This is a genomic window from Fructobacillus americanaquae (assembly GCF_024029775.1).
Classification (GTDB): Bacteria; Bacillota; Bacilli; order Lactobacillales; family Lactobacillaceae; genus Fructobacillus; species Fructobacillus americanaquae.
Genome location: NZ_CP097122.1, coordinates 658063 through 675000 on the forward strand (window position 1 = coordinate 658063; position 16938 = coordinate 675000).

A 16938-nucleotide genomic window follows, 5' to 3' on the forward strand; every position below is an offset into this window, starting at 1 on the left:
TTATTTGAACACTCTTACGGGTTTTACCTATCAAAAAATCAATGAGATCTTCATTTTATGACGATCGTGAAATCTTGAATTCTAGGAAAGCGTCATTATAGCGTTGCGTCCACTCTCGATTAAAAGTTTGATAAACCTGCAGTCGGTCCAGTGTCGCAGCGGATGGATAAAAGGCTGGATCGGACTTCTCCTCAGCTGGCAACAGCTCATAGGCCCCCTTGTTTGCCGTTGCATAACCAACGTATTCGGCATTTTGTTTAGCATTTTCAGGTTTATTTAAGAAGTTAATCAATGCGTAGGCCGCATCCTGATGCTTGGCATTCTTTGGAATCACCAAGTTATCAAACCACTCGTTGGAACCATCTTTCGGTACCAAATAAGCCAAGTCCGAGTTTTGTGACATTGCCTGCGCCGCTTCCCCAGAGTATGTTACCCCGATACTAGCTTCTCCCTGAGCCATATAAATCTTGAGCTCATCGGCCACAATGGCTTTGACATTTGGCATCAGAGTATCTAACTTTCCCTTTGCCGCTGCCAAATCAGCAATATTTTGGTCATTAACAGACTTGCCTTGTGAAATCAGGGTCATCCCCAAAATATCACGGGCTGAATCGACCAACATAATTTGTTTCTTGAATTGTGGTGACCACAGTTTCGACCAGGTATCAATCTGATCAGCACTCACCTTTTTCTTATTATAGAGAATACCCAACGTCCCCCAGAAATATGGAACGGAGTATTTGTTGTGTGGATCAAAGGTCTGATTTAAAAACCGGGAATCAATATTGCTCATGCCGGTAATCTTGGACTTGTCCAATGGGGCTAATAAGCCTTCTTGGGCCATCTTATCCACCATGTAATCGGATGGAACCGTTAAATCATAATTGGTCCCCCCCTGCTTTATCTTGGTGTACATGGCCTCATTCGAGTCAAATGTCTGATAGTTCACCTTATAACCAGTCTCTTTGGTAAACTTTATCAGTAAATCAGGATCGATATAATCACCCCAATTATAGAAGTTTAAGACTTTTTCGCCACTGACCTCATCCTTACGACTATTATCAAAAACCGCCTTTCCGGCTACCAGGCCAACAACAACCAGTAAAATGGCTAAAATACTTAAAAAAACTTTTTTCATTTAACCTTCTCCCTTAGTTCCGGACTCTTTTGGCGCTGATTTAACCGGTTAATAAAGTAGTAGGCCACGGCAATAGCCAAAGAAAAGAGAAAAATCAGAGCCGATAAAGCATTAATCTCTAATGAAACCCCCTGACGAGCTCGCGAATAAATTTCGACAGCTAACGTCGAAAAACCGTTTCCAGTGACAAAAAAAGTCACGGCAAAGTCATCCAATGAATAGGTCAAGGCCATGAAAAAGCCCGCCACAATGCCCGGCGTAATCGCTGGAATGGTGACCTGCCCCAAGACCTGAGTTGGGCGAGCCCCTAAGTCCTGAGCGGCCAAAACCAAATCCGGGTTCATCTCCTGCAATCGAGGCAAGACCATCAAAACCACAATTGGAATAGAGAAAGCAACATGGGCCAGCAAAACAGTGGCAAAGCCCAGTGAGAACTTCAAGGTCGTAAAGAGAATTAAGAATGCTGCCCCAATGATGACATCGGGCGAAACCAATAAGACATTATTCAGGGAAAGTAGAGTGCCTTTAACCGTTCGCCGGTGCACACGAAAGATGGCTAGTGCACCCAAGGTCCCAATAATGGTTGCTAATAAAGCGGACAGCAAGGCAACAATTCCAGTTTCAAAAACAATATCGATTAAACGGGTGTCCTGCCACAGTTCGCCATAATGCTTAAAGGAAAAACCAGCAAAGCCCTGCATTGTTGTTCCCGCATTAAAAGAATAGAAGACGAGGTACAAAATTGGCAAGTAAAGAATCAAAAACATCACGATCAAATATGGGGTTCTGATTTTTTTCATGACCGACCTCCCTTCTGCTTATCCTGTGTCAAGAGCATCGTAATCACCATCGCAACAATTAAGATTACTCCAATTGTCGATCCAAAAGCCCAGTTTTGAGTCACTAAGAAATGCTCTTCGATTGCTGTACCTAAAGTAATCACCCGATTACCACCAATCAGACGGGTAATCATAAAGAGTGACAAACTGGGGATAAAGACCGCTTGAATACCGGCTTTTACCCCAGGCATTGATAGAGGCCAGATGACTTTTTTTAAAGTTTGCCAGGAACTCGCTCCAAGGTCACGACTAGCAGCCGCCAACAATGGGTCGATATCACTTAAAACATTAAAAATCGGCAAAATCATAAAGGGGAGCTCAACATAGGCCGCCACTAAAAGAAAGGACCAGTCAGTAAAAAGTAACTGTATGGGGTGAAAGCCAACCGCTGTCAAAGTTGAGTTGACTAGCCCACCTTGCCCTAATAAACCAATAAAGGCATAAGTTTTCAACAACAAGTTAATCCAAGTTGGCAAAATGACGAGCAACAACCAAAACTGCTTATTTTTCAGGGTTGTCAAAAAATAGGCGGTTGGATAAGCAAAAACCAGTGTTATGACAGTAATTAAAAAGGCGTACCAAATTGAATTAAAGGTCATAGCCAAATAGGAACCTGAGGTAAAAAAAGCCTGATAATTTGCCAGCGTGAAATGGTGGTTTTGATCCTGCAACGACTCAAAGAGGAGCAAAAAAAGCGGTAACACTACAAAGCCGACGAGCCACAGACCATAAATTCCAAGATAAGCAGAGGTAAAACCCCGCTTTTGTTTTTTAAAAGACAGTGCCATTAGCCTTGTCCTCCCGATTGTGACTGACCATCCTGAGCAGCTTGCAAAGCCTCTTCGGCCTCTTCTTCACCGTAGGATTCCAGCCGGGCATCAAAGGCAGCTTCACTTTCGTTATAGCGCATAATGTGAATATCTTCAGGGTCAAAAGTAAGGCCAACCCGAGCACCAACGGTAGCCGGATTGGTCGCCTGAACCTGCCAGGTATTCATATCATCATCAACGGCCGTAATTTCGTAATAGTCCCCACGGAAAAGTTGGTCTTGAATAGTCACAACTAATTTACCGTTGGCCGGGTCAGTCAAATCCAAATCCTCCGGACGCAAAACGACTTCGACCCGCTCGTTTGGCCGCATACCGGCATCAACGTTTTCAAAATCTTTACCGACAAAATGAACTAGGTAATCACGTTTCATAATGCCAGGAACAATATTGGTTTCCCCAATAAAATCAGCAACAAAGTGATTAATTGGTTCATCGTAAATATCTTCTGGCGTCCCATTTTGTTGGATTAAACCATCATGCATGACAAAAATCCAATCGGACATTGCCAGGGCTTCTTCCTGGTCGTGCGTCACAAAAACAAAGGTAATCCCCAGGCGCTTTTGGATATTACGCAATTCCTGCTGTAATTCTTTACGCAGCTTATAATCCAAGGCGGACAAGGGCTCATCCAAGAGGAGCACTTCAGGGTCGTTGGCCAAAGCACGAGCGATTGCGACACGCTGCTGTTGACCACCTGAAAGTTCACTGATTTCCCGGCGTTCAAAACCTGATAGCTTAACCAAACCAAGCATTTCCCGGACCTTATCTTGAATGTCCTTTTCGGCCATCTTCTTTAAACGCGGACCGAAGGCCACATTATCAAAGACATTCATATTTGGAAAGAGGGAATAATTCTGAAAGACCGTGTTCACCCGTCTTCTTTCAGCCGGTACATCATTGATGACCTGTCCCTCAAAAAAAATTTGGCCCGCATCGGCTTGTAACTGACCAGAAATCAGTTTCAGAATCGTCGATTTTCCAGAGCCAGATGGGCCCAATAGTGTATAAAACTTCCCTGATTCTAAGACCAAGTCAATTTCCTTTAATACTGCCGTATCACCAAAAGATAAGGCGACTTTGGCAAACTCAAGAATCGGCATCTTTTCAACCATGTTACTTCTCCAATCATCATTGCCACCATCTTACAACAAATGAGACAACAGACCAAACTTTAAAATTTTATCAAAAACAAAAAAACAGGTTGCTAAGCAACCTGGTTTTCAGACAATGAGTGAAAGAAACAATTAAGCTTCCTTACCTTGTGCTTTGATAATTTCTTCTTGAACGTTCTTAGGAACGGCTTGATAGTGGTCAAAGACCATCTGGAAAGTACCACGTCCTTGCGTTGCTGAACGCAAAGTCGTTGCATAACCAAACATTTCTGACAAAGGCACTTGGGCCTTAACAGCCAAAACAGGTCCACGGTTTTCTTGTCCTTCAATCAAACCACGACGTGCAGAAACGTGTCCCATCACATCACCAAGGTTTTCTTCAGGAACAACGACATCAACAGCCATGATTGGTTCCAAAATAACGGCACCGGCAGTCTTTGAAGCTTCCTTCAAAGCCAATGAAGCGGCAATCTTAAAGGCAGCTTCAGAAGAATCGACATCGTGGTAAGAACCATCGTACAACTTGGCCTTCAAATCAACCAATGGGAAGCCAGCCAAAGGACCAGCGTTCAAGGCATCCTTCAAACCTGCTTCAACAGAAGGAATGTATTCACGAGGAACAACACCACCGACGATGGCATCTTCGAATTCGAAGCCAGCACCCTCTTCGTTTGGTGAGAATTCAATCCAAACATCACCATATTGTCCCTTACCACCAGACTGACGCTTGAAGAATCCACGCGCCTTAACATCCTTGGTGAAGGCTTCACGGTAAGCAACTTGTGGAGCACCAACAGTGGCTTCAACGTTGAATTCACGCTTCATACGGTCAACCATGATATCCAACTGCAATTCACCCATTCCGGCGATCAAAGTATCACCAGTTTCCTGGTTAGTAGTTGCACGGAATGAAGGGTCTTCTTCAGCCAACTTCTGCAAAGCAGTCGCCAACTTGTCTTGATCGGCCTTTGTCTTTGGTTCGATGGCCAATTCAATAACTGGTTCTGGGAATTCCATTGATTCAAGAATCAATGGGTGATCAACAGCAGTCAAAGAGTCACCAGTAGTCGTGTTCTTCAAACCGATCGCAGCAGCGATATCACCTGAGAAGACTTCTTCGATTTCAGTACGTGAAGTAGCGTGCATTTGTAGCAAACGACCAACACGTTCACGGGTATCTGAAGAAGTGTTTTGTACGTATGAACCAGATTGCAAAGTACCAGTATAAACACGCATAAATGTCAAACGACCAACGAATGGATCCGTCATAATCTTGAAGGCCAAGGCAGCAAATGGCTTTGAGTCATCGGCAACCAAGTCAACTTCTTCATCAGTCTTAGGGTCAGTTGCGACATAAGGACGAACTTCTAGAGGACCCGGCAAGTAATCAACAACGGCATCCAACATCATTTGAACACCCTTATCCTTGTAGGCTGAACCAGCCAAAACAGGATAGAATTCCAAATTCAATGTGGCGCGACGGATAGCGGCCTTCAATTCAGCGATAGAAATTTCTTCACCTTCAAGGTACTTTTCCATCAATTCTTCATCAACATCAGCAACGGCTTCAACCAAAGTTTCGCGCTTTGCTGTAACGATGTCTTGGTAGTCTGCTGGGATTTCACGTGGTTCCCAATTTGAACCCAAGTCATCAGTAGGCCAGTAAGCCTTTTCTTCGATCAAGTCAATAACACCTTCGAAGTCATCTTCGGCACCAATTGGCCATTGAATCGCTTCGGCATTAACTTGCAAACGTTCGTGAATTGAGTTAACTGACATTTCAAAATCAGCACCCAACTTGTCCATCTTGTTAACGAAAACAATTCGGGGAACGTTATAAGTCGTTGCTTGGTGCCAAACAGTTTCAGTCTGTGGTTCAACACCAGCAGCACCATCCAACACGGCTACGGCACCATCCAAGACACGCAAGGCACGTTCAACTTCGATTGTAAAGTCCACGTGACCTGGGGTATCGATGATGTTAACACGGAATGGGTTCTTTTCGTATTGGTCGAAGAATCCACGCCAAACCGCAGTAGTAGCGGCTGATTGGATCGTGATTCCACGTTCCTTTTCCTGTTCCATGAAGTCCATTTGTGAAGCACCATCGTGTGTTTCACCAATTTTGTGAATCTTACCTGTATAGTACAAGATTCGTTCTGTCGTCGTCGTCTTACCGGCATCGATGTGGGCCATGATACCGATATTACGAGTGTGATCAAGCGGGTATTCACGCTTTGCCATGATGATCTCCTAATTTTTTATCCTAGTTGCAACAAAAAGCGAGCAATATTTGTTCGCTTTTTTAAAAATTATGAGCCTATTAGCAGGCCGTAAAAGCGAAACAAAATCCACTTTTACGAAAATCCTACCAACGGTAGTGTGCGAAGGCACGGTTGGCTTCAGCCATCTTATGTGTGTCTTCACGCTTCTTAACAGAAGCACCGTTTTCGTTGGCTGCGTCAATAATTTCCTTAGCCAAACGTTCTTCCATTGTGTGTTCGTTACGCAAACGAGCGTAATTTACCAACCAACGCAAGCCCAAAGTAGTCCGACGGTCTGGACGAACTTCGATTGGCACTTGGTAGTTAGATCCACCAACACGGCGGGCCTTAACTTCCAAAACTGGCATGATGTTTTCCATTGCTTGTTCAAAAACTTCCAATGGTTCGTTACCAGTAGTTTCCTTGATACGGTCAAAAGCTGCATACAAGATAGTTGAAGCAGTTCCGCGCTTTCCATCAACCATCAACTTGTTGATCAAACGGGAAACTAACTTTGAATTGTAAATTGGGTCAGGCAAAACTTCCTGACGCTTCGTATAACCTTTACGTGGCATGAGTTGTCCTTTCCTTACTTCTTAGGAGCTTTCGTTCCATACTTTGAACGTGAAGTCATACGGCCGTCAACTCCGGCAGTATCCAAGGCTCCACGAATAACGTGATAACGCACACCAGGCAAATCCTTAACACGACCACCACGGATCAAAACAACCGAGTGTTCTTGCAAGTTGTGACCAATACCTGGGATGTAAGCAGTTACTTCGTACAAGTTTGACAAACGTACACGAGCGTACTTACGCAAAGCTGAGTTAGGCTTCTTTGGTGTCAAAGTTCCGACACGAGTCGCAACTCCACGCTTTTGTGGGGCAACATTGTTTGTTGCCTTCTTCTTCATTGAGTTGTAGCCGAAGTTCAAGGCTGGTGACTTTGACTTAGTCGCTTGAGACTTACGTGACTTACGAACCAATTGGTTAATTGTAGGCATCCTACTATACTCCTTCATTCTTGTTTTTTCACAGTTCCAGGCGTATCACTTTTGTCCATAAACAAAAGTGCTCCCGGAAGTCCTGCTTCGACTTGCCTTTACACAGGCCTTTTGTCGGTTTTACCCGTGCAAAAGGACTAATGACTTAAAAGCACGTTGAATATAATAGCAGGTTTAGAGCTAAAGTCAAGGGCTTTTACCCATTTTTTAAAGGTTAGTTGCACTTTTTTGGGGCCGACTTTCGTCTAACTCCCCATGACTAACATTCTACTATATTTAACCAACTTAATCATCGTCTCGCTGATTTTTTGCCTGGCCGACCGCACCAGCCAAAATCATTCCTTGTGGACAAAGCGTTCATACTGTTTCCATTGTCACCATGCTCTTTTTTGGTATGACCTCATGCCCGTTTTTTCAGGTTGGCTTTTAAAAGGGCGCTGTCGATACTGCCAGCGCCACTTTGCCAACTGGCGATCACTAGTTTTCCTGGAAGGCACTCTTCCCCTTCTTCTCACGGCGCTCTTTTACCATCATGACCTATGGATTCTTTGTTCTGCTTACGTTGTCCTTTACTTGGCCAAAGAAGATTGGGCCACAATGACCTGCTCCGCATGGTTAGCTTGGTTGTGGGTCGCTCTCTTAATCTCGTTTGTTCACCATCCCTATCACGGTTGGCTGCTCACTATCTTAATTATTTTAGTCCTATGGCTGACATACCGTGGTTTTCTTGGTTCGGGCGACATACCAGTTTTAGCAATTGGCTTCTTTTCTCTAACTGAGCAGGTCCTGCCCCTTTTCTTACTCTGCTCCAGTACTAGCGCCCTAATTTATTTAGCATGCCACAAAAAAATCAGCAAAGACGTCTCCCCTTCATCCCCTTCTTGTTTGTCGGTTTTGTTTTTGCAGTACTGCTTAGCCCTTTTCTGGTATAGGTTTTTATGATAAAAATAATCGCTCACACAAAAGAGGTCAAACCCCTGGGGGCTTCACCTCTGTTAGCAAAAGCTCGATTTACCTAGTCTTTTGAATACCGGCCAGCAGATTTTTTACCATTCTGGTCGCCATTTGTTGCCCTACTCTTGAACGAGTTCGTCCTTTTTTTCGGGCATTTCATATTTCTTAATCTTCAACTTAATCTGACCATGCTGCGCACCGATTGTGACAATATCTTCCGTGGTAATCTCACCGTCTAAAAGTGCCTCTGAAAGCTTATCTTCAACCTCGGTCTGAATCACCCGTCGAACTGGGCGGGCACCGTATTCGCGGTCATAACCCGCATCAGCGATGGCATCAATCGCAGCCATTGTCATCTTAACCTTAATACCTTGTTCAGCTACTCGACGAAGCAAAGACTTGGTCATCAGGCGCACAATCTGTCGAACCTCATCCTTGGTCAAGGCATCAAAGACCAAGACTTCATCAATTCGATTGATAAATTCTGGACGGAAGGTTTCCTTGACCGTTTCGCGAATTTTGCCTGCGACGGCTTGGTCATCATTTTTCAAATCAGTTGAACCAAAGCCAAGCATCTTCTCGTCCCGCAACCGAGTTGCGCCCAAGTTCGAAGTCATGATAATCACGGTATTACGGAAGTTGACCTTACGCCCCTTCGCATCCGTCAAAAAGCCATCATCAAAGACCTGCAGCATTAAATTGAAAATGTCTGGGTGGGCCTTTTCCACCTCATCCAAAAGAACAATGGAATAAGGATGGTTGCGCACCTGTTCCGTCAATTGACCACCTTGGTCATAGCCAACATAGCCTGGGGCTGAACCAATCAGTCGTGAAGCGGAGTACTGTTCCTGATATTCGGACATATCAACCCGAATCATGTTGTCCTCTGAACCAAACATGATCTCGGATAGGGCCTTGGCTAACTCGGTTTTACCAACACCAGTTGGGCCCAAAAATAGGAAAGTGCCAATTGGCCGGTTCGGATCAGACAAGCCTGAACGTGACCGGCGAATGGCACGGGCAACGGCTGAAACGGCCTTTTTCTGGCCAATGACCCGCTTGCCCAATTCCTTTTCCAGATTCACTAAATGGTCGGATTCTGCTTTTTCAACCTGAGTCAATGGTACCCCGGTTTGCTGAGAAATCACCTGAGCAATGTTGGCCGGCGTCACCTTCAAGCCAAAGCTTTGGTCCTTTTCTTGCTTCTTTTCCTTGCGAAGCAATGCCCGGTCAATTTTCTTGCGCAAGCTCATTTCTTTCAAGCGCAAATCAGCGGCCTTTTCAAAGTCCATTGCCGCAATCGCCTCATCCTTGGCCTGTTGAACCTTGACTAGTTCAACCCGGTCCTTGTGGAGTGGCGTGGCCCGATCAACGTCGTCAATTCGCACTTTCGCTGCCGCTTCATCCATCAAATCAATGGCCTTATCAGGTAAGAACCGACCGGTAATATACCGTGATGATAGATTAACGGCTGCCTCAACAGCTGCTGGTTCAATATCAACCTGATGAAAGTTCTCAAACTTCTTTTTAATGCCGTTCAAGATGGTGATTGCTTCGGCCGTTGACGGCTCATTAATTGTTACCTGAGCAAACCGGCGTTCCAAAGCAGCATCAGACTCAATGTACTGCTGATATTCATCAAAGGTAGTCGCACCCAACATTTGCAAATCGCCACGGGCAAGGGCAGGTTTGAGGATGTTGGCTGCATCAATGGCTCCCTCGGCGCCACCAGCACCAACAAGAGTATGCAGTTCATCAACAAAAAGAATTACATGCCCATCCGCTTCAATTTCTTCGATGACCTGCTTAAGGCGGCTTTCAAATTCCCCACGATACTTAGTACCCGCGACCAATGATCCCATATCTAAGGCCATTAAGCGCTTTTTCTTTAAAGAATCCGGTACCAAACCGGCCACAATTCGCTGCGCCAAGCCTTCAGCAATGGCGGTCTTTCCAACACCTGGCTCACCAACTAAAACGGGGTTGTTCTTCGTCCGCCGTGACAAAATTTGGACGACACGTCGAACTTCAGTATCACGACCAATGACGGGGTCTAGGTTTCCTGCCTTAGCAACTTCCGTCATATCTCGAGCTAATTTATCCAAGGTGGGCGTGCCCAGTTCCTTGGCTTTCTGCTGCTTTGCTCGTTTACGTAAATCAGTCACGCCCAGGCGCCGCAAGATTGCCTTGTTCATGTCTTTCAAGTTGACGTCTAAACCAATCAAAATCCGTGATGACAGGATACTTGCATCCTGGAGCAGTGATAAGAGCAAGTGCTCCGTTCCCACTTCAGCCTGGCCCATCAAGTCGGCTTGATCGGCTGCCCACTTCAAAATCGAAGCCGCCTTGGGTGAATATGGTAAGTAGGATTGCTGGTTAGCATCCTGGTCCATTCCGTAGCCCGTAAACCGTTCGATTTCCTCTTTGATTTTGTCACTATTGATGTTAAATTCAGCCAAAACTTTAGCCGCCACGCCCGCTTGTTCCAAAGACAAGGCTAGAAGTAGATGTTCAGTTCCAACAGCACGGTGTTGAAAATACTTTGCTTGGTCTTGTGCCAACGACAAGACATTTTCTGCAGAGCTAGTATACTTGTTTTCCATTTTCCCTCCTTATATCATAACGGGGAATGTCAAATCCGATATTGGTACATATTATAACGCAAGTTCTTTTTTTCGGAAATAATTCTGAAATAAGAAAAAGAAAACCAAGGGCATTCCTGGTTTTCTTTTCTATGTTTTAATCTGGGTTCTTAAGACTTAGTTGCCACTGAAGATAAGCATTAATCAATGGGTCTAAACCGCCATCCAAAACTTCTTGTGGCTGGTTACTTTCATAATTGGTCCGGTGGTCTTTAACCATCTGATAAGGGTGCATGACGTAAGAACGAATCTGAGATCCCCAGCCGTTTTCCATCTTTTCCCCTGACAAAGCTGCCCGTTCAGCTTCCTGCTTCTCCAACTCTAACTGGTAGAGTTTTCCCTTCAAGAGACGCATAGCATAATCACGGTTGCCATATTGTGTTCGTTCAACGGTCGAGGAAACCACGATTCCTGTTGGTTCGTGGGTCAAACGAACCCCCGTTGAAACCTTATTGACGTTTTGTCCTCCCGCGCCACCGGAGCGGAAGACATCCATCTTAATGTCATCATCGCGAACTTCGACCTCAATACTGTCATCCAATTCTGGCATCACATCAACAGAAACGAAAGATGTGTGGCGGCGGCCAGCGGAATCAAAGGGTGAAATTCGAACAAAGCGATGAACGCCCTTTTCAGATCGTAAAAAGCCGTAAGCATTGTGACCAGTAATCTTCAAGGTTGCTGAATCAATCCCAGCTTCATCACCGGCATGATAATCCAAAACATCAACCTTAAAGTCATGTGCTGAAGCCCAACGGGTATACATCCGATACAAGTTTGCACCCCAATCAGTTGACTCGGTTCCGCCAGAACCAGGATGAATTTCCAAAATAGCATTGTTGGCATCGTATTCGCCCGTCAACAATTGTTCAAGGTTATAGGCCTCAACATCTTTTTGTGTCTTTTCAACCAAGTTCGTTAATTCCTCTTGGCTGTCTTCATCCCCGGGGTCTTCTTCCACCATCTCGATTAAGACTTCGATTTCATCCGCCTGTTCGGATAGGTTCAAGAAAGAATCACGCCGATTCTTCAAGACATTGCTTTGCTCAATGATTTTTTGAGCCTTTTCTTGGTCATCCCAAAAACCTGGTTCTGTCATTTGGTATTCAAAATCAGCAATCTCTTCTGTTAGCGCATCCAAGTCTAGCGTTTTGGCAAAACGTTCGATATCCTCTTGGATCGCTGTTAGCGCCTGTTTGGCTGCCACTTTCTCCATGGCGGGTCCTCCCACATAAGAAAAGCGAACTGAGCGTTCGCTTTTTGTTTATGCTGTTAAGTTCGTACGAATCTCAGCCTTCATAAAGGTCCGAGTAGCATCGTATTCGATATCAGCAATCATTCGATTAAAGTTTGCAAAGGCTTCGTTTTGGTACTCCACCAATGGATTTAACTGGCCATAACCACGTAATCCGACACCTTGGCGCAAACGATCCAAGGCATCAATGTGATCCGTCCAGTGTTCGTCAACTGTCCGCAAGATAACGATACGTTCAAAAGCCAACAATTGCTCTTCGTCCGGTAAGTCTTGCTTCTTTTCAGCCAGGTTATCAAGGGCCAAGCGGTACAAGCGGTCCTTGATTTCTTGACGGTTCAAGTTTTGCAAACGAACAGCACCAAGGTTCTTAGATGTTAATGACGTTTTCACAAAGGCGGAAAGGGCATCCAAATCCCATTCCTTTTGATCCTTACCCGGTGTTTGGGCATCGACAACACGGTCGATCGTTCGCTTAACCATCGGCAACAAAACGTCATCCAATTTCTTCTTTTCATCCAAAACTTGGTCACGCTCACGATAAATCAGCTCACGTTGCTCTCGAACCACATCATCATACTGTAAGACATTCTTACGAGTATCATAGTTGTTTCCTTCAACTCGCTTTTGAGCTGATTCGACCGAACGAGTAATCCAGCGATGGGTAATCACCGTGTCTTCGTCATCCATGTTCATTCTTTGCAACATTGCCCGCACTCGTTCTGCACCAAAACGAATCATCAAGTCATCTTGCAATGACAAGAAGAATTGTGAAGATCCATGGTCTCCCTGACGACCAGCACGACCACGCAACTGGTTATCAATTCGACGTGATTCGTGCCGTTCTGTGGCAATCACAGCCAAACCACCCAAGTCGTCGATTCCAGGGCCTAATTTAATATCAGTTCCACGACCGGCCATATTCGTTGCCACCGTAACAGCACCACGTTGGCCAGCATTAGCGATAATTTCAGCTTCCTTCTCGTTGTTCTTGGCATTCAAGACATTATGTGGAATCTTATGAGCAGTCAGCAACTTCGCCACTAATTCAGAAGATTCAACTGAGCCGGTTCCCAACAAGACGGGCTGACCCTTCTTGTGCAGTTCCGCTACCTTATTGATAACCGCGTTAAACTTAGTCTTCAATGACGGGTAAAGCAAATCAGGCAAGTCCTGACGTTGGATTGGCCGGTTCGTTGGAATTTCGACGACCTCCATGTTATAGATTTCGCGTAATTCTTCTTCTTCAGTCTTGGCCGTTCCAGTCATACCAGACAACTTCTTGTACATTCGGAAGAGGTTCTGGTAGGTAATTTGGGCCATCGACTTATTCTCTTCACGAACCTCAACGCCTTCCTTGGCCTCGATGGCTTGGTGCAAACCATCTGACAGACGGGTCCCTTCTGAAATACGGCCAGTTGATTGATCAATTAGCTTCACTTCACCGCCTTGAACAACATAATCCTTGTCGTTCAAGTAGTTAAAATTGGCGCGCAGAGCTTGGTCAACATGGTGGGTCAAAGCCGTGTTTTGCGCATCGTACAAGTTATCCAGGTTAAAGAAGACTTCAGCATTTTTAATTCCTTCACTCGTTAATGAAGTATTCTTGCTTTCTTCATCGACCTTATAGTCTTCTTCACGAGTTAAGGTCTTAACAAAGCGGTCAACCTGTTGATACAAAGGTGAGACCCCTGAACCAGGACCAGAAATGATCAATGGTGTTCGTGCCGTATCAATCAAAATTGAATCCGCTTCATCAATCAAAGCGTAGTTCAAACCACGTTGCATCACCCGGTCTTCTGCCCGAGTCACCATGTTGTCACGTAGGTAGTCAAAACCAATATTGAAGTTTGTTGAATACGTGATATCAGCGTCGTAAGCAGCTCGTTTTTCATCAGGAGCAGCATCGCCAACGTTAACACCAACAGTCAGACCTAACCAGTTATAAAGTTGCCCCATTTGTTCAGCATCACGCTTTGAAAGATAATCGTTAACCGTGACAACATGCACACCCTGACCGGCCAGTGCGTTCAAATAGACCGCCATTGTGGCCGTCAACGTCTTTCCTTCACCGGTCTTCATTTCAGCTAAGTTTCCACCATGCAAAACGATGGCACCCATGATTTGCACTCGGTATGGATAAAGACCCAAAACACGTTTAGCAGCTTCTCTTGCCACCGCGAAGGCTTCTGGCAAAAGCGCATCCAGCTCTTTAGCCGTTGCTTTTTGTTTTTCAGCTGCAGTTGTCTTCCCAGCTAAAGCTGTTTGAATTTGAATTTGAAAATCTTGCGTCTTCTTTTGCAAGGCTTCATCAGACAGGGCAGCAACAGTGTCTGCGTATGACTCTACCTGGTCAGCAACCTTTTCAATCTTTTTTAATTGACGCTTCGAATTGTCGTAAAGTTTACGGACTGGATTAACCATGCTTGTATCGGTGACCGTTAAAAAAACGGACACACTCCCTTCATCACAAAATGTTCATTAAAATTTAAGAATACTACAGTTTAGTATAGCAAAAAAGCCGTGGGAATAACAGACTTGGCAGTCTGAAATCAACCAACAGCTTGGTTTTTTCTTAATGATGTGGCGTTGCCTGCAATGTTTTTTGGCCACCCAAATATGGACGCAAAACTTCTGGAACCGTCACTGTTCCATTTTCATTTTGGTAGTTTTCCAAAATGGCGGCCACTGTTCGACCAACGGCCAAACCGGAACCATTCAAGGTGTGAACCAATTCCAACTTACCGTCTTCATTCCGGTAAGTAATGTGCATCCGGCGTGCCTGGAAATCACGAGTATTTGATACAGAAGAAATTTCACGGTACATGCCTTGAGCTGGCAACCAAACTTCTAAGTCATGGGTCTTAGCAGCTGAGAAGCCCATGTCTCCTGTTGACAGCGTAATCACATGATATGGCAAACCTAATTTTTGTAAAATACTTTCAGCATTATTCGTCATCTTTTCCAGTTCCTGATCAGATTGATCAGGTTTAGCAAACTTAACCATTTCAACCTTATTAAACTGGTGCAAACGAATTAGCCCACGCGTATCACGACCCGCAGCACCAGCTTCCTTTCGGAAAGATGGTGACAAAGCAGTGATCGAAATTGGCAAATCTTCTGTAGGAATCGTTTCACCCGCATAGTAATTTGTCAAAGATACTTCAGCCGTTGGAATATAAGTTTGATTCAGACCCTCCACTCGGTAAGCGTCATCTTGGAACTTAGGATATTGACCGGTTCCAAACATTGCCGAATCGTTAACCACGATGGGCGTAATCATTTCAGTATAACCCTCTTCACGGTGTTGATCCAACATGAAGTTATACAAAGCCCGTTCCAAACGCGCACCATCACCAACATAGTACAAGAACCGCGCCCCAGAAACCTTGGCACCACGTTCAAAGTCTAAGATACCTAAATCTTCACCAATTTCGTAATGCGGCTTCAACCATGCTGGTGCTTCTGTCTTGACCAGTGGACGACCTTCGTAATCCGCTGGTTCCCAGGTTCTGATTTCAACATTGGCTTCTTCATCAGGACCAACTGGGACATCATCTTCGGCAATATTTGGCAAGTGTGCCGCCTGATCCTTAACCGCTTGGTCTAAGCCCTCTAACTCTTGGTCGAGATTTTTGATTTCCTTTGCGACGGCCTGCATTTCCTGAATAGCGGCCGATGCATCCTCTTTTTGGCGCTTAGCAAAAGCAATCTTGTCAGATGCTTCATTACGCTTAGCCTTGAGTTCTTCAACCTTGGCAATCACATCGCGCCGCTTTTGATCTGCGGCTAACAAATCAGCTAAGACACCTTCTTGCACACCACGATCAGTCAACTTTTGTGTTGCAACTTCTTGATTCTTTCGTAGGTATTTCAAATCTAACACGTTTGTTCTCCTCTTTGGATAATAAAAAGCGCCTTTTCATCCAACTATTCCTAGTCAAGGGACGAAAAAGCGCAATCCGTGGTACCACCCTAGTTCTGCAAAACATGCAGCACTCAATTAAAGCCTGATAACGGTGGTAAACCGAGCGACATTACTCGCTAACGTAAATCTGTCGGAGTTTCGATATGACTCTTTTCACCATCCAGAGCCTCTCTATGTTGATCTACTTATAACAGAAATTTGCTTAGGTTTAGTATAGCGATTTTCATCCAAAAAGGCAAGACAGGGCGACGAACAATCACTAAAAAACATAAAAATAGCTGGACATGAATTAACTAACCGGTCAAATGTTTAAAGTATTCGTCATTTGGCAAACAAAACAAATAGTTAAAGAAACGAACTGCCAACAGAGCATCAGGAATCACATTGTACAAAAAAAGAAGACCGAAGTCTTCTTTGTCATGGGCCATCCAGGACTCGAACCTGGGACCTCTGCGTTATCAACACAGCGCTCTAACCAACTGAGCTAATGGCCCATCGTTTCGGCTCTTTGCCTAAGCGAATGACGGGAATCGAACCCGCATAGCCAGCTTGGAAGGCTGGAATTCTACCATTGAACTACATTCGCATCTTTTCTGGGTTCCCCCAATGGCGCTGGACGGAATCGAACCGCCGACACATGCAGCTTCAATGCATTGCTCTACCAACTGAGCTACAGAGCCAACTTTTCTTTTTCAGAAAACGGTCACAACGGGATTCGAACCCGTGATCTCCTGCGTGACAGGCAGGCGTCCTAACCAACTAGACCATGCGACCAATTGCGGGAGTAGGATTTGAACCTACGACCTTCGGGTTATGGGCCCGACGAGCTACCGAACTGCTCCATCCCGCGATAATATTATTTTTGGGGCTCAACCCGTAAGGAGAATGGGGGATTCGAACCCCCGCGCCGGTTTCCCGACCTGACGGTTTTCAAGACCGTTCCCTTCAGCCAGACTTGGGTAATTCTCCATGTTCT

General features: G+C 45.1%; 12 protein-coding genes and 6 tRNA genes. 1 reads left to right on the forward strand and 17 read right to left on the reverse strand.

The genetic code is table 11. The annotated features are described in order from the left end of the window. Nucleotides 1–55 precede the first annotated feature (55 nt). The 7 genes from M3M36_RS03120 to rpsL form a co-directional block, all read right to left on the reverse strand. A complete protein-coding gene (locus M3M36_RS03120; protein WP_252774368.1) occupies nt 56–1138 on the reverse strand; it encodes an ABC transporter substrate-binding protein in 1083 nt (360 codons plus the stop codon). Beyond that, nucleotides 1135–1938: an ABC transporter permease gene (locus M3M36_RS03125; RefSeq protein ID WP_252774369.1), complete on the reverse strand. Its 804-nt coding sequence runs from the start codon at nt 1936–1938 to the stop codon at nt 1135–1137. Before M3M36_RS03125 ends, M3M36_RS03120 begins: the two co-directional genes overlap by 4 nt. Next, nucleotides 1935–2765 carry an ABC transporter permease gene (locus M3M36_RS03130; RefSeq protein ID WP_252774370.1) on the reverse strand — a complete coding sequence of 277 codons (831 nt, stop codon included), beginning with the start codon at nt 2763–2765 and terminating at the stop codon, nt 1935–1937. Before M3M36_RS03130 ends, M3M36_RS03125 begins: the two co-directional genes overlap by 4 nt. Further along, the gene (locus M3M36_RS03135) at nt 2765–3919 is read right to left on the reverse strand and encodes an ABC transporter ATP-binding protein (RefSeq protein WP_252774371.1); all 1155 of its coding nucleotides are present in this window, start codon (nt 3917–3919) and stop codon (nt 2765–2767) included. The genes M3M36_RS03130 and M3M36_RS03135 overlap by 1 nt, the downstream gene beginning before the upstream one ends. A 132-nt stretch (nt 3920–4051) precedes the next feature. Next, a complete protein-coding gene (gene fusA, locus M3M36_RS03140) occupies nt 4052–6163 on the reverse strand; it encodes an elongation factor G (RefSeq protein ID WP_252774372.1) in 2112 nt (703 codons plus the stop codon). Nucleotides 6164–6287: 124 nt separating this feature from the next. Continuing rightward, complete coding sequence (gene rpsG / locus M3M36_RS03145; protein ID WP_047975033.1) at nt 6288–6758, reverse strand: 30S ribosomal protein S7; 471 nt, start codon at nt 6756–6758, stop codon at nt 6288–6290. Nucleotides 6759–6772: 14 nt separating this feature from the next. Beyond that, nucleotides 6773–7186 carry a 30S ribosomal protein S12 gene (rpsL, locus tag M3M36_RS03150; protein WP_047975034.1) on the reverse strand — a complete coding sequence of 138 codons (414 nt, stop codon included), beginning with the start codon at nt 7184–7186 and terminating at the stop codon, nt 6773–6775. Between the two features lie 255 nt (nt 7187–7441). Between rpsL and M3M36_RS07010 the strand changes: the two genes are divergently transcribed. Beyond that, a complete protein-coding gene (locus M3M36_RS07010; RefSeq protein ID WP_420842367.1) occupies nt 7442–8128 on the forward strand; it encodes a prepilin peptidase in 687 nt (228 codons plus the stop codon). 131 nt (nt 8129–8259) lie between these two features. On the opposite strand, the gene M3M36_RS03155 is transcribed toward M3M36_RS07010, so the two are convergent. The 10 genes from M3M36_RS03155 to M3M36_RS03200 all read right to left on the reverse strand — a co-directional run bounded on the left by M3M36_RS03155 (nt 8260) and on the right by M3M36_RS03200 (nt 16931). Further along, entirely contained in the window at nt 8260–10743 is a 2484-nt protein-coding gene (locus M3M36_RS03155; RefSeq protein ID WP_252774373.1) for an ATP-dependent Clp protease ATP-binding subunit, read from the reverse strand. Between the two features lie 136 nt (nt 10744–10879). Then, nucleotides 10880–11998, reverse strand: coding sequence for a peptide chain release factor 2 (gene prfB, locus M3M36_RS03160; protein ID WP_252774374.1), 1119 nt, complete (start codon nt 11996–11998; stop codon nt 10880–10882). 48 nt (nt 11999–12046) lie between these two features. Further along, nucleotides 12047–14458 (reverse strand): preprotein translocase subunit SecA, encoded by a 2412-nt coding sequence (gene secA / locus M3M36_RS03165; protein ID WP_252774375.1) that lies wholly within the window; start codon nt 14456–14458, stop codon nt 12047–12049. A gap of 151 nt (nt 14459–14609) precedes the next feature. Continuing rightward, on the reverse strand, nt 14610–15920 hold the full coding sequence (gene serS, locus M3M36_RS03170; protein ID WP_252774376.1) for a serine--tRNA ligase: 1311 nt from the start codon (nt 15918–15920) through the stop codon (nt 14610–14612). A 462-nt stretch (nt 15921–16382) separates the two neighbouring features. Then, nucleotides 16383–16456: transfer RNA gene (locus M3M36_RS03175), tRNA-Ile, on the reverse strand. A 21-nt stretch (nt 16457–16477) separates the two neighbouring features. Next, a tRNA-Gly gene (locus M3M36_RS03180) sits at nt 16478–16548 on the reverse strand. A 21-nt stretch (nt 16549–16569) separates the two neighbouring features. After that, nucleotides 16570–16642, reverse strand: a tRNA-Phe gene (locus M3M36_RS03185). A 20-nt stretch (nt 16643–16662) separates the two neighbouring features. Further along, nucleotides 16663–16736: transfer RNA gene (locus tag M3M36_RS03190), tRNA-Asp, on the reverse strand. 2 nt (nt 16737–16738) lie between these two features. Beyond that, nucleotides 16739–16812 (reverse strand) — tRNA-Met (locus M3M36_RS03195). Nucleotides 16813–16841: 29 nt separating this feature from the next. Then, nucleotides 16842–16931 (reverse strand) — tRNA-Ser (locus M3M36_RS03200). Nucleotides 16932–16938: the final 7 nt, after the last annotated feature.

Excerpts from the sequence above, each read along its gene's own strand:
- fusA (WP_252774372.1), bottom strand. The coding sequence starts at position 6,163 with ATGGCAAAGCGTGAATACCCGCTTGATCACACTCGTAATATCGGTATC.
- M3M36_RS03135 (WP_252774371.1), bottom strand. The coding sequence starts at position 3,919 with ATGGTTGAAAAGATGCCGATTCTTGAGTTTGCCAAAGTCGCCTTATCT.
- M3M36_RS03130 (WP_252774370.1), bottom strand. The coding sequence starts at position 2,765 with ATGGCACTGTCTTTTAAAAAACAAAAGCGGGGTTTTACCTCTGCTTAT.
- M3M36_RS03120 (WP_252774368.1), bottom strand. The coding sequence starts at position 1,138 with ATGAAAAAAGTTTTTTTAAGTATTTTAGCCATTTTACTGGTTGTTGTT.
- M3M36_RS03125 (WP_252774369.1), bottom strand. The coding sequence starts at position 1,938 with ATGAAAAAAATCAGAACCCCATATTTGATCGTGATGTTTTTGATTCTT.
- M3M36_RS07010 (WP_420842367.1), top strand. The coding sequence starts at position 7,442 with ATGACTAACATTCTACTATATTTAACCAACTTAATCATCGTCTCGCTG.
- prfB (WP_252774374.1), bottom strand. The coding sequence starts at position 11,998 with ATGGAGAAAGTGGCAGCCAAACAGGCGCTAACAGCGATCCAAGAGGAT.
- secA (WP_252774375.1), bottom strand. The coding sequence starts at position 14,458 with ATGGTTAATCCAGTCCGTAAACTTTACGACAATTCGAAGCGTCAATTA.
- rpsL (WP_047975034.1), bottom strand. The coding sequence starts at position 7,186 with ATGCCTACAATTAACCAATTGGTTCGTAAGTCACGTAAGTCTCAAGCG.
- M3M36_RS03155 (WP_252774373.1), bottom strand. The coding sequence starts at position 10,743 with ATGGAAAACAAGTATACTAGCTCTGCAGAAAATGTCTTGTCGTTGGCA.
- rpsG (WP_047975033.1), bottom strand. The coding sequence starts at position 6,758 with ATGCCACGTAAAGGTTATACGAAGCGTCAGGAAGTTTTGCCTGACCCA.